The following is a 13,086-nucleotide window of genomic DNA, read 5'->3' as shown; positions in this document are numbered from 1 at the left end:
GGAAAGACGTAAAAGCGGGCCTATCTTGCCGAGGCCGGCAGTCCGATGCAATGGGCTGGGGTGATGTGTTTGAAATAATGTATAAAAGTAACGTTTTCAGTGCCTGCATTGCACAAGACGAACGGCGGTGCCTGGTGTTGCCGAGGCCGGCAGTCCGATGCAATGGGCTGGGGTGATGTGTTTGAAATAATGTATAAAAGTAGCGTTTTCAGTGCCCGCAGTGGGCTAAATGATTAGCGGGACCCGCTGTTGCCTGGTGTTGCCTAGGCTGGCAGTACGCTGCAATAGGGCTGGGGACTGTGCTTGAAAAATGTATCAAGCGCCGCTTTCACGAAGAAAAGCGGCGCCTTGACAGGGGATGGCCCGGCGAGGGGCCTCAGGCCATGGGACTGGCGCCCTGGTATTCCACCAGCGGCGGCAGGGGGGCCAGCTCGGGCAGATGACGGGCCCAGCGGATAAAGGCATCGGCCAGGGTGATGCCGAGCTCCTGATTGTGCTGGGTCAGGGTGCGGGCCAGCGCCGTGTAGCCCTCCTTGCCGGAGGCGGTGTAGGCGCTGGAGACCCCCCGATAGATGGCATCCATCTCGACGCGCTGCCACTGACCCGGGCTCGCCTCCCATTCGAGGCGGGTGATCCGGCTTCCCTTGGGCCTGTCTGCCTGATAACGGAAGCGCATCCCGGCGGTATAGGGGAAGCTGCCGCTGCCATTGCCGACCACGCCGTTGTTGGTGGCGTTGTCGATGGCTCCCTCCAGCGCCTCCGCCAGCTCATGGCCGTGCACCCGGTAGAGGGTGAGCGGGATGGCAAAGGGCAGCAGGCGCCCGGCGATGTCCGCCTCGCTCAAGGGGCCGGGTTCGAGGGAGCAGCGCACCCCCCCTGCGTTGTGCAGGGCGAAATCCACCTGACCCACCTGCTCGCGGGCACCGGCCAGCATGGCGCTCGCCACCAGGGGGGCGACCTGACTGCCGGCGGGCAGGGCGGCATCGGGCAGGCGCTGATGGTGCAGTGGCCCGGCGAGGTGGGTCACGATGCGCCGGGTCATGGTCTCGAGCTCGGGCCGGTAGCGCCTGGCCAGATGCTGCTCGATCTCGGGGGCCGGCTCGCAGAAATGGAGGCCTGCCGGCGGGGGCGAGGCAAAGGGCCAGGGCTGCCAAGGCAGCCACTCCAGCTGGCCGCGGCTTTGGCAAACGCGCCCGCGCGCATCAAATTCCAGCTCGCACACCCCGAGGCAGAGCGCGCTGTGGGCCGCATGCAGGATGGCGACCCCCTCGATCATCAAGGGGTAGCTCCCCTCGCTTATCAGTCCGAGCGGGGCCAGATCCCCCAGCTGGCTGTGGGTGTGGCCGCCGACAATCAGGCTGAGTTCGGGGAAGCGGGCCGCCAGCCGCTTGTCCTGCTCCAGCCCCAGGTGACTGAGCAATATGATGTGCTTTATTCCTTCGGCCTTGATCTCGCCGAGGGCGGCGCTGAGGGTCTCCTCTATGCCGTGGAAGCGGGTGTGGGGATCCGGGCTCGCGATGGCGGCCATCTGCGGCAAGGTGATGCCGAGCAGGGCGAAGGGGACGCCGTCGATGACGCGCCTGTGCCAGGGGCGGCTCGCATCAAACAGCTGTGGCAAGCCGTGCAACCGCAGCGGGGCATCGGCTGGCTCCTGGCTGCTGTCGAGGTTGGCGGCCAGCACCGGATAGTTGAGTTGGCGCAGAAACTCCACCAGCGGGCCGTTGCCGAGATCGAATTCATGGTTGCCGATCACCATGGCATCCGGTCGCAGCAGACCGAGCAGGTCGGCGTTGGCCCGCCCCTTGAAGCGGTTGAAATAGAGCGACCCCTGGAAGGTGTCACCCCCGTGCAGCAGCAGGCAGGTCTGGCCCGCGGCGGCGGCCTGCTGGCGCAGGGCGGTCAGCCGGGTCAGGATGCGGCTGTAGCCGCCACATTGGGTGCGCCACTCGGACTCACCCTCTGGGGAGAAGCGCATGGGCGCGCCATCGAAATGGGAGTGGCAGTCACTGAAGTGGGCAAGTTGAACCGTAATACGCAAGGCTCGGTCCTCCTTAGGGGAAAAAGAGCACCGAGTCTACTGCAAGGGGTGGGGGGTATGCCAGCCCGGCAGACGCCGGGCTGGAAAAGTGTCAGACGGTACTCAGGCAGGCACCAGGATCTGGGTGGCGAGGATCACCACCAAGAGGCCGACGGCGACCGGCATAGAGGTGCGTTTGACCACCTCGAACGGGGAGAGGTTGCCCATGCCCGCACAGGCGACCACCACCCCGGAGACCGGGGAGATGGTGCGACCCAGGTTGGAAGCCTGCAACATGGGGATGACCAGGTAGGCGGGGTTGACGCCCAGACTGGTGGCCAGGTGCGGGATCAGCTCCACGAAGGCGTAGAAGGGGGCGTTGCCGGAACCCGTGGTGAAGGCGGCCAGGGTGGTGATGACCACCAGCACCAGCATGATGACGATGCCGCCGGTGCCAAAGCTCTGGGCCAGATCCAAGAGGTTTGCGATGAAGCCGAGCCCCATCAGCCCCTGGGCGAAGACCCCGGCCCCCACCAGCAGCATGACCACGCCGGCGAAGGCGTCAGCCATGCTGCGCCAGCACACCTGCAGGCCGTCCAGCAATTCCTTGCCGTTGCGCTTGCGCACCAGCTCCAGCAGGGCGGCCAGCACCAGACAGATGACGATGATGGTGACGATGTCGAGCTTGGGGCCCAGCTTGCCGTCAAACAGCAGCACGCCGATGATGGGGGTGAACGGCAGTATGGCGTAGAAGCCGGGGGCATCGGTGATGAGATCGCTCGGGGCAACCGCAGCGTTGTGCTCGCCGGACTTTCTGTCCAGATAGCGCTGCCAGAAGAAGTGGGTCACCGCCATGGCGGCTATGGCCGTCAGGGAGATGGGCAGGGTCAGCTTGAAGGCAAAGTCGATGAGCTCCATGTTGGCGGCCTGGGCGGCCATCACCACGTCCCCCGAGGTGGGAGACAGTATGATGGCGGCCGGGGAGGCGCACACCGCGGCCGCGGCGCCACGGGAGATCCCCATGTTGACCATCAGCGGGAACAGGGTCGCCATCAGCAGCACGCCGAGGCCGGTGGCGGAGCTCACCGCCAGCGACATGGCACAGGCGACCAGGTAGGCGGCCACCAGCAGGATATAGGGGGACTTGATGATGCCAAGGGGCTTGCTGGCCAGCTTCACCAAGATGGTGTTGGCGCCGATGTGGCTCATGTAGCCGGCAAAGCCGCACAGCACCATGATCAGCATGCCGAGGCCGCCGCCCCTGTCCACCAGCAGGAAGCGCACGTACTCGAACACGTCGGTGGCCACGTGGCCGGTGGAGGCGACGCTGGCAGGCAGCACCGCCTTGCCCATCAGGGCGGTGATCGCCAGCAGCAAGAGGCCGCCGCTGAGCAGCACCCCGGTCGCCGAATAGCCCTTGAAGATGTAGCGACCCACGGCCAGGGTGACCAGGGTGCCAATAAGGAGTTCCATCATAAAAAAAGTTCCTGAGTATGGAGTGACGTCGGGCATCTGACGGGCTGGCCAGAGGGTTGGACTGGCTAGTTCGACATGTGCCAACAAAAACGCCGGGATTATTACCTCATAAGGAGTAATTCACCATGGGGATGGTGACTGGCTGTGATCTCCCTTGCAAATCCCCATTCTGAACGGGTGGAAGCCGCCCCTTTGCCGCCCCCGGCACCGAGAGCAGGTGACAGCGCCCCTGATCGCGGTTAATCTCCCACATTGACTATTAATTCATTGATTATTAATTGAAATTACGCCGGACTCACAAGGAGCAAGGCAGCACGACGATGGGACTCTTCAGCAAGACAGGGGCGGTGGCGGCCCTCATATATGCCGCCTCAATCGGAGCGGCACCCTCCCATTATGCAGGTATTCGGGTGGCGCCCGATATCAAGGTCGATTTCCAGTTCTATCGGGTATCAGGAGCCGATGTGGCCGCCGTGATGCGCCAGATCACCGCCTTGTCGCCTGCCCAGGCGGACGGCCATATCGGCAGGGCCAGCTATCAGCTCTCCTGGCAGTTGCAGACCAGGGCGACCCCGGCGCGCTGCGAGCTGGATCAGGCCCAGGTGACGGCCCGCATCCAGGTCAGGGTGCCGAACTGGATGGACAAGGCCAGGGCGTCCGCAGCGGAGCGGCAGAAGTGGGACAAGCTGGTGGCGGCCATGTTTGACTACGAGAGCCGTCACAAGGACATCTTGCTCGAAAGCGTCAGCCAGCTCGGCATCCGGCTCGCCCAGTTGCCCGTCGCCCAGGATTGCGCCGCCTTGCAGTATCAGGGCTGGCAGGAGGGGCAGGCGGTGCTGGAGGCGACCCGGGATCGATTTGCCACCCTGGCGCAGCAGACAGATAAGGGGCGCAAGCTCGGGCTCAGCTGGCCAGAGGGCAGCTGAGCATCATCGCCAATAAAAAACGGGCTTCCCTTGCGGAAGCCCGTTTTGTTTGAGATCCAATCTGGGTTGGGATCAGGACGCCGGATCGCGCAGGGGCTTGCCCTTGCGCAGCCTGCGCACCCAGTAGCGGGCCGGGTGGAGCGCCTCCAGCAGATCGGCGGCCAGCGGCAGCGGATCCCCGCAGATCTCGCTCGCGACCAGTTCACCGCAGAGCGGCGCCGAGCACAGACCCCGGGAGCCGAGGGCGCCCAGCACATAGAGACCGGCGTGCAGGGGCAGCGCGCCCTGCCGATCAGCGGGCGCTTTAGGGTCTTGATCCGCCAGGCTTGCCAATCTGGCGATTGGCCCCGCCACCGGCAGGTGATCCCGGCTGGCGCAGCGAACGCCCACCCGCGCCTCGTTGCCGCTCACATCCACCTCGGCAGGCCAGCCTTGATCCGGCAGGCAGGCTTGCAGCCGCGCCCGGTTCTGGGCCTGCTCCTCGGCACGATACGCGAGGGTGCTCTGATTGCGGCCATAGCTGGCCCCGATGCAGTGCGCTCCGTCGTGGGCCGGGGTGAGGTAGCCGTCGTAGCAGAGCACAGTCCTGAGCTGGCTTAACCGCGCCGTGGTTGGCACATGGCTCACCTGACCGCGCACCGGGTAGAGCGGCAGCTCCGCGAAGGGGAGCAGGGCGGGCAGCCGGTGACCGGCGGCCACCACCAGGTTGGGGGCCTGCCACTGGCGGCCATCCAGGCTCTCCACCCGCCAGCCGTCCGCCAGTTCGCTGATGGTGCTCACCGGTGTGTGGTACTCAAGGCGCAGCAGACCGCTGGCTTGCGCTTCGTTCAGGGCGGCGCGGGTGAGATCCGCCGGGCAGAGCCAGCCCCCCAGGGGGTAGCTGACGCCACCGTGGCCACAGGGCAGGCCGGCCACCTGCTCAACTTCCGAGGCAGAGAGTGGGTACATCAGCTCGGGGGGGAAGGGGCCCTGACCCATCTTGGCGAGCTTGGCGGCGGATTTCTCGTCATAGCCAAGCTGGGTGACGCCGCACAGGGAGAAGGCGACGGGATGGCGCTCGGCTAGGGCCAGCAACCGCTGGCGGGCATAGCCGAAGGCCAGGGAATAGAAGCGCGACAGGGCGTCGTGCTCCCCGTTGAGCAGGGGATAGAGCGCCCCCTGGCGGTTGCCGGAGGCGCCGGTGGCCGGCTCGCCCTCTTCGCACAGCAGGGTCACCTTGCGGCCCCGCTCCACCAGGGAGAGCGCCGTCATGGCCGAGGCGATGCCGCCGCCGATGATCAGCACCTCGCCGTCCCGGCCGGCGGGGCGGGCATACCAGGGGGAGATGCTCTGCTCGGGCACTTTGCCCTCCCGCATCCCTGCCAGCATCTCCCGCTTGCTGCCGTGCCCCTTCACCTTCTTCATGGCAAAGCCGGCGTCAATCAGACCGCGGCGCACGAAACCGGCGCAGGTAAAGGTGGCGATGGTGGCGCTGGGGCGGGCGAGGCGAGCCAGGCCGTCGAACAGCGCTTGTGTCCACATCTCGGGATTCTTGGCAGGCGAGAAGCCATCCAGATACCAGGCATCCACCAGACCCTGGGGGCCGTGAGGCACCTGGGGCAGCATCTCCTTGATGTCGCCAAGCCAGAGATCGAGGCGGATGCGACCGTCTGCAAACAGCAGGCGATGGCAGCCGGAGACCGGCAGCGGCCACTGGTCGATGAGAGGCTGGCTTAAGGACGCGAGCTCGGGCCAGGCCGCCAGGGCCTTGCGCAGATCGGCCTGGGACAGGGGGTATTTCTCGAAGCTGATGAAGTGCAGGCGCGAGCCGTTGCCGGATTGGGGCGCCTGTTCCAGGAAGGCGGCCATTGTCGCCAGAAAGTTAAGACCTGTGCCGAAACCTGTTTCGCCAATCACGAAACTGTCACTATCGTGGTGCGAAAATCGTGCCGGTAGGCGATTTTGCAATAAAAAGACGTAGCGGGTTTCACTTAGACCGTTATCATTGGAAAAGTACACATCCCCGAACTCACTGGAGACTGGAGTTCCCGCTTCATTCCAGTCCAATCGGGCATGATGTAAGGATGTTTGACTCACGTTTTCCTCTGCTCGCGTCATAAATTCGCGGGCATTCTACGTGAAAGCAGACCAGTTTGGCAGCCGAAAGCGGGTAGACTCGGTGCCAGTTTTTCCAGACGAGATGAATTAATGAGAAGAGCAGTGATCACCGGTATCGGCGTCATCTCCAGTATCGGCAACAACAAGGAAGAGGTGCTGGCCTCCCTGAAAGCAGGCAAATCCGGCATCACCTATTCCGAGCAGTTTGAACAGTACAACCTGCGCAGCCGTGTCTGGGGTAACATCAAACTCGATCCGTCTGAACTGATCGACCGTAAAGTCATGCGTTTCATGGGTGACGCCGCGGCCTATGCCTATCTGTCCATGGAGCAGGCCATCGCTGACGCGGGTCTGCCAGAGGATCAGGTCTCCAACGAGCGTACCGGCATAGTGGTCGGCTCCGGCGGCGCCTCCGGCAAGAACACCTCCGAGTCTGCGGACATTGCCCGTGAGAAAGGGGTCAAGCGTGTGGGTCCCTACATGGTACCGCGCACCATGTCCTCCACCACCTCTGCCTGCCTGGCCACTCCGTTCAAGATCAAGGGTGTCAACTACACCATCAGCTCCGCCTGTGCCACCTCTGCCCACTGCATAGGTCACGCACTGGAGCTGATCCAGCTTGGCAAGCAGGACATCGTCTTCGCCGGCGGCGGCGAGGAGCTGGACTGGTCTTCCACCATCCAGTTCGACGCCATGGGTGCCCTCTCCACCAAGTACAACGACACCCCGGAAAAGGCATCCCGTACCTATGATGCGGACCGCGACGGTTTCGTTATTTCCGGTGGCGGCGGTATCCTGGTGGTCGAGGAGCTGGAACATGCCCTGGCCCGCGGTGCCCACATCTACGCCGAGATCACCGGTTACGGTGCCACCTCCGACGGCTATGACATGGTCGCTCCGAGCGGTGAAGGCGCGGTGCGCTGCATGAAGATGGCGATGAAGGACGTCGGCTCCGTGGACTACATCAACACCCACGGCACCTCCACCCCGGTCGGTGATACCAAGGAACTGGAAGCCATCCAGACCCTGTTTGGCAGCAATGCGCCCAAGCTCTCCGCCACCAAGGCGATGACGGGTCATGCCCTGGGCGCCGCCGGTGTGCACGAGGCCGTCTACTCCCTGCTGATGATGGAACACGGCTTCATCGCCCCCAGCATCAACATCGAGAACCTGGACGAGAAGGCCGTGGGTCTGCCCATAGTGCGCGAGTACGAAACGGCTGATCTCAATACCGTCATGTCCAACAGCTTCGGCTTTGGCGGTACCAACGCTTCCCTGGTGTTCAGCAAGTTCAAGGCTTGATGAACCGATGAAGTGAAAAAAGGCGCCGAAAGGCGCCTTTTTTATTGGCAACAGGGCGACCCTCAGGCGAGATCGGTCAGCGGCAGTCGCATATAGACGGCGCCCTCGCCGTACTCCTCCAGCGACTTGGGGGTGTTGGCTGGCACGAAGCCCTGCTTGCGCCAGAAGGCGGGGGCGTCCTGCACCGCAACCAGACCTGCATGGCGATACCCTTCGCGGCTCGCGAAATCGAGCGCCGTGGCGAGCAGCCGCTGCCCGACGCCCAGACCGCGGGCCTCGCCACTGACAGCGAGATCGTGCAGATAGAACTCTTCATGACCGGCCAGCGCCGTCATCGGCACCGAGAGGGGCGGGGGCTGGTGGGCACGCCAGGGATGGCAGAGCAGGTAACCGAGCACCCGGCCCTGACGCTCGGCGACCCAGCAGCAGGCGGGGGCGAGCTCTGCCTTGTTGCTCATCACCTCGAGGGGCTCGGGCTCCAGCTGGTGGTAGCACTCGCGCTGAATGGCCATGATGGCGGGCCAGTCGAGGGCCCGTATGGTTCTGATCTTGATCATCGTACTGGGGGGCGTGCGCCCCTGGTCAACCCTTGAAAGAAGGGGGTCAGCATAACCCAAGGGGCGCGCAAACTGAACTGCGGCCCCTCAGGCTCAGCGAACGGCCTCTTTGCTCACTACCTTGATCAGCTGATAGCGCACCGAGGAGGCGTCCGCCGGCACGTCGGTGAGCTGCTCGGTGCGCACTTCCAGCTGATAGCGGAAACCTGGTTCGAAGGTGAAGCCCTCGATCTGCTGGTAGAAGAGGGTCCAGCTCTCACCCGGCTGGCTGCGCACCTGCATGCACTTCATGGGGGCGACACCGACGCAGTCGGCCAGCTTGTCCTGGACATAGAGGGTCTGGGTGGTCAGGGTGCTCTGGCAGGCGCTGAGCAACAGGGCGGAGCAGAGGAGCAGGGGAGCTTTCATGATGGGTGTCCTTGGCGTAAAAGGGCGCGATTAAACCCTCAAATGAAAAGGCGGTCAATGACCGCCTTTGTAACAAACCATGACAACTTGCCGGCTCAGCGTTGATCGAGGGGAGTGAACTCCCGTTGGGCCAGGCCGGTATAGAGCTGACGCGGACGACCGATCTTCTGATCCGGGTCCGAGTGCATCTCGTTCCAGTGGGCAATCCAGCCGATGGTGCGGGAGATGGCGAAGATCACGGTGAACATGGACATGGGGATGCCGATGGCCTTCATGATGATGCCGGAGTAGAAGTCCACGTTCGGGTAGAGCTTCTTCTCGATGAAGTAGGGGTCGGAGAGCGCGATGCGCTCCAGCTCCATGGCCACATCCAGCAGCGGATCCTTGATCTGCAGCTCGGTCAGTACCTCGTGGCAGGTCTCGCGCATCACGGTGGCACGGGGATCGTGGTTCTTGTAGACCCGGTGGCCGAAGCCCATCAGACGGAAGGGGTCGTTCTTGTCCTTGGCCTTGGCAATGTACTCGGGGATGCGATCCACGGAGCCAATCTCTTCGAGCATCTTGAGGCAGGCTTCGTTGGCACCGCCGTGGGCCGGACCCCACAGGGAGGCGATCCCCGCGGCGATACAGGCAAACGGGTTGGCACCGGAGGAGCCAGCCAGACGCACGGTGGAAGTGGAGGCGTTTTGCTCGTGATCCGCATGCAGGGTGAAGATGCGATCCATGGCCCGCTCGACGATGGGGTTGACCTTGTACTCTTCGGTCGGCACGCCAAACATCATGTGCAGGAAGTTGCCTGCATAGGAGAGGGCGTTACGCGGTTGCATGAAGGGCTGGCCGATGGAGTACTTGTAACACATGGCGGCCAGGGTCGGCATCTTGGAGAGCAGACGGAAGGCGCAGATCTCGCGATGCTCTTCGTTGTTGATGTCGAGGGCATCGTGGTAGAAGGCGGACAGGGCGCTGACCACACCGCACATGATCGCCATGGGGTGGGAGTCACGACGGAAGCCTCGGAAGAAGAAGGCGATCTGCTCGTGCACCATGGTGTGGCGGGTGACCAGGCGTTCAAATTCCGCGTATTGCGTCTTGGTGGGCGCCTCGCCGTACAGCAGTATGTAGCAGACTTCCAGGTAACTGGCCTGGGTGGCCAACTGGGCGATGGGATAACCACGGTGCAGCAAGACACCCTGATCTCCGTCGATATAGGTAATGGATGATTTGCAAGCACCGGTGGCCATAAAGCCGGGGTCGAAGGTGAAGTACCCTTGCGAGCCCAGTTTTCTGACATCGATTACATCGGGTCCAACAGTACCGGACAGGATCGGTAGTTCTACCGGCTCTTTTCCGGGCAGATGTAGGGTGGCTATCTTATCAGCCATAGCACGTCTCCTTTGCTCTTTTATAATTTGGTTCCAGTCCTACTTTATTACGACTTTCATGACGCTGGCAAAGGTTCTTACCCGTACCACGGCGGCTGGAGCGCCTTATTTGAACCAGAGAACCACTCTCTTGTCAATTTTCCTGAATGATCATTAATGACTTGTTAAAGCGGTTGTGAGATCTGGTTTACGGTTTTGGGTTTTCTATGTAGCTAATTGATTGTCATTGGTTAAGGCCGCCGATATACTGCGCCTCGTGGGTGATGGCCGTCGGTGTTTGAAACGCTTTCGCAAAGCCAGATGTGATATCTAAAATGTTGTTTTTGGCTTTTCCGAGTTGTTTTGGTAACAAAAACCTAACAAATGCCACTCCTCGCCCTCAAAGCGTGTGAAAACAATAACTAACGTGCTCAATGGAGCTGAGTGGGCAAAGCCGTGAAAAATAAACAGAGACCTGTAAACCTCGACCTGCAAACGATCAGCTTTCCTGTCACCGCCATCGCTTCCATCTTGCACCGTGTCTCAGGGGTCATCACCTTTGTGGCGCTGGCCATCTTGCTGTGGATGCTTGGAACTTCACTCTCCTCTCCCGAAGGATTTGAAACCGTCGTTGCCATCATGGACAACTTCCTGGTCAAGTTCGTGTTGTGGGGGATCCTGACTGCGCTGGCATACCACATAGTGGGCGGCCTGCGTCACCTGGTCATGGACATGGGGCATTGGGAAGAGCTGGATTCCGCGAATCAGAGTGCCCGGGTGGGCTTCGTGATTACCGGGATTCTGGCGGTATTGGCGGGGGTACTGGTATGGTAACCAATTCTGCAACTTTCGGGCGCAGCGGTGTTCATGATTACATCCTGATCCGCGCCACCGCCCTCATCATGACGGCTTACGTCCTCTATCTGGTGGGCTTTGTCGCCTTCAACGACATCACCTACGAGGTGTGGACCGGCTTCTTCGCCACAACCTTCACCAAGGTCTTCACCCTGCTGACGCTGCTGTGCGTCCTGATCCACGCCTGGATCGGTCTGTGGCAGGTGCTGACCGACTATATCAAGCCGGTCGGGCTGCGCGGTGCGCTGCAGTTTGCGCTGGTGGTGGTGCTGTTCGTCTATCTGATGACGGGTTTCGTCGTGCTGTGGGGTGTGTAAGGTGACTATTCCAACTCGTGAATTTGATGCGGTCGTGATCGGTGCCGGTGGTGCCGGCATGCGCGCCGCGCTGCAGATTGCCCAGTCCGGCAAGAGCTGCGCACTGCTTTCCAAGGTTTTCCCGACTCGTTCCCACACGGTTTCCGCCCAGGGCGGGATCACGGTCGCCCTGGGCAATGCCCATGACGACAACTGGCAGTGGCACATGTATGACACCGTCAAGGGCTCCGATTACATCGGTGACCAGGAAGCGATTGAATACATGTGCAAGACCGGCCCCGAGGCCATCTATGAGCTGGAGAACATGGGCCTGCCCTTCTCCCGCTTCGACAACGGCTCTGTCTATCAGCGCCCCTTCGGCGGTCAGTCCAAGAATTTTGGCGGCGAGCAGGCGGCCCGTACCGCGGCGGCTGCCGACCGGACCGGTCACGCCCTGCTGCATACCCTGTATCAGCAGAACGTCAAGAACAAGACCACCGTCTTCTCCGAGTGGTATGCCCTGGATCTGGTGAAGAACCAGGACGGTCACATCGTCGGCTGCACCGCCATCGACATGGAGAGCGGCGAGGTCGTCTACTTCAAGGCCAAGGCCACGGTGCTTGCCACTGGCGGTGCCGGTCGCATCTACCAGTCCACCACCAACGCCCACATCAACACCGGTGACGGCGTCGGCATGGCGCTGCGTGCCGGGGTCGGCGTGCAGGACATGGAGTTCTGGCAGTTCCACCCCACCGGCATCGCTGGGGCAGGGGTACTGGTGACCGAGGGTTGCCGTGGTGAAGGCGGCTATCTGCTCAACAAAGATGGCGAGCGCTTCATGGAGCGTTATGCACCCAACGCCAAGGATCTCGCCGGTCGCGACGTGGTGGCCCGCTCCATCATGATCGAGATCCGCGAGGGCCGTGGTTGTGACGGTCCCTGGGGCCCGCACATCAAGCTCAAGCTGGATCACCTCGGCAAAGAGGTGCTGGAATCCCGTCTGCCGGGCATTTGCGAGCTCTCTCGCACCTTCGCCCACGTGGATCCGGTCAAGGAACCCATTCCCATCATCCCGACCTGCCACTACATGATGGGCGGCGTGCCGACCAGCGTGAACGGCCAGTGTCTGACCCAGGATAAAGACGGCAACGACGTCCCCGTGGTCGGCCTGTTCGCAGTGGGGGAAATCGCCTGCGTCTCCGTGCACGGTGCCAACCGTCTGGGTGGCAACTCCCTGCTGGATCTGGTGGTGTTCGGTCGTGCCGCCGGCATGCACCTGGTGGAGACCCTGGGCGAGATGGATCATGGCCGCGAGGCCTCCGAGTCCGACATCGCCGCGGCGCTGGCCCGCTTCAATCGCTGGGAGAACAACCGCGATGGCGAGGATCCCGCCGAGATCCGCCGTGATCTGCAGCGCTGCATGCAGAACAACTTCTCCGTGTTCCGCGAAGGGGACGCCATGGCAGAAGGGCTGGCCGAGCTGAAACTCATCCGCGAGCGCCTCAAGAATGCCCGTCTGGACGACACCTCCAAGGAGTTCAACACCCAGCGCATCGAGTGCCTGGAGCTGGACAACCTGATGGAGACGGCGTTTGCCACCGCGGTTGCCGCCAACTTCCGTACCGAGAGCCGGGGCGCCCATAGCCGCTTCGACTTCCCGGAGCGTGACGACGAGAGCTGGCTGTGCCACAGCCTCTATCATCCGGACACCGAGTCCATGACCCGTCGTGCTGTCAACATGTCTCCGAAAACCCGTGAGGCATTCCCACCCAAGGTGCGGACTTACTGATT

General features: G+C 62.5%; 11 protein-coding genes. 5 read left to right on the top strand and 6 right to left on the bottom strand.

What is annotated here, in order from left to right:
• Positions 1–376 precede the first annotated feature (376 nt).
• Positions 377–2,038: a bifunctional UDP-sugar hydrolase/5'-nucleotidase gene (locus tag ACB030_RS02005; RefSeq protein WP_371157606.1), complete on the bottom strand. Its 1,662-nt coding sequence runs from the start codon at positions 2,036–2,038 to the stop codon at positions 377–379.
• A gap of 102 nt (positions 2,039–2,140) precedes the next feature.
• On the bottom strand, positions 2,141–3,493 hold the full coding sequence (gene dcuC / locus ACB030_RS02000; protein ID WP_371157604.1) for an anaerobic C4-dicarboxylate transporter DcuC: 1,353 nt from the start codon (positions 3,491–3,493) through the stop codon (positions 2,141–2,143).
• Between the two features lie 320 nt (positions 3,494–3,813).
• Between dcuC and ACB030_RS01995 the strand changes: the two genes are divergently transcribed.
• Positions 3,814–4,419 (top strand): DUF922 domain-containing protein, encoded by a 606-nt coding sequence (locus ACB030_RS01995; RefSeq protein ID WP_371157602.1) that lies wholly within the window; start codon positions 3,814–3,816, stop codon positions 4,417–4,419.
• 72 nt (positions 4,420–4,491) lie between these two features.
• Here ACB030_RS01995 and mnmC read toward each other — a convergent pair whose 3' ends face one another.
• On the bottom strand, positions 4,492–6,516 hold the full coding sequence (mnmC, locus tag ACB030_RS01990; protein ID WP_371157600.1) for a bifunctional tRNA (5-methylaminomethyl-2-thiouridine)(34)-methyltransferase MnmD/FAD-dependent 5-carboxymethylaminomethyl-2-thiouridine(34) oxidoreductase MnmC: 2,025 nt from the start codon (positions 6,514–6,516) through the stop codon (positions 4,492–4,494).
• Positions 6,517–6,606: 90 nt separating this feature from the next.
• Here mnmC and fabB point away from each other — a divergent pair, with 90 nt between their 5' ends.
• A complete protein-coding gene (gene fabB / locus ACB030_RS01985) occupies positions 6,607–7,818 on the top strand; it encodes a beta-ketoacyl-ACP synthase I (protein ID WP_371157598.1) in 1,212 nt (403 codons plus the stop codon).
• A 62-nt stretch (positions 7,819–7,880) separates the two neighbouring features.
• Here fabB and ACB030_RS01980 read toward each other — a convergent pair whose 3' ends face one another.
• From ACB030_RS01980 to ACB030_RS01970, 3 genes are all read right to left on the bottom strand, one after another.
• On the bottom strand, positions 7,881–8,375 hold the full coding sequence (locus tag ACB030_RS01980) for a GNAT family N-acetyltransferase (RefSeq protein ID WP_371157596.1): 495 nt from the start codon (positions 8,373–8,375) through the stop codon (positions 7,881–7,883).
• Positions 8,376–8,468: 93 nt separating this feature from the next.
• A complete protein-coding gene (locus tag ACB030_RS01975) occupies positions 8,469–8,783 on the bottom strand; it encodes a DUF4377 domain-containing protein (protein ID WP_371157594.1) in 315 nt (104 codons plus the stop codon).
• Positions 8,784–8,878: 95 nt separating this feature from the next.
• Complete coding sequence (locus ACB030_RS01970; RefSeq protein WP_371157592.1) at positions 8,879–10,165, bottom strand: citrate synthase; 1,287 nt, start codon at positions 10,163–10,165, stop codon at positions 8,879–8,881.
• A gap of 423 nt (positions 10,166–10,588) precedes the next feature.
• Here ACB030_RS01970 and sdhC point away from each other — a divergent pair, with 423 nt between their 5' ends.
• The 3 genes from sdhC to sdhA are packed head-to-tail and all read left to right on the top strand — an operon-like array spanning position 10,589 to position 13,084.
• On the top strand, positions 10,589–10,978 hold the full coding sequence (gene sdhC, locus ACB030_RS01965; RefSeq protein ID WP_025326734.1) for a succinate dehydrogenase cytochrome b556 subunit: 390 nt from the start codon (positions 10,589–10,591) through the stop codon (positions 10,976–10,978).
• Entirely contained in the window at positions 10,972–11,316 is a 345-nt protein-coding gene (sdhD, locus tag ACB030_RS01960; RefSeq protein WP_005326929.1) for a succinate dehydrogenase, hydrophobic membrane anchor protein, read from the top strand. The genes sdhC and sdhD overlap by 7 nt, the downstream gene beginning before the upstream one ends.
• Before the next feature lies 1 nt (position 11,317).
• Positions 11,318–13,084: a succinate dehydrogenase flavoprotein subunit gene (sdhA, locus tag ACB030_RS01955; RefSeq protein WP_025326735.1), complete on the top strand. Its 1,767-nt coding sequence runs from the start codon at positions 11,318–11,320 to the stop codon at positions 13,082–13,084.
• Positions 13,085–13,086: the final 2 nt, after the last annotated feature.

It is taken from the genome of Aeromonas sp. S16(2024) (assembly GCF_041403065.1).
Classification (GTDB): Bacteria; Pseudomonadota; Gammaproteobacteria; order Enterobacterales; family Aeromonadaceae; genus Aeromonas.
This window is presented reverse-complemented; position numbering and strand designations above follow the sequence as displayed.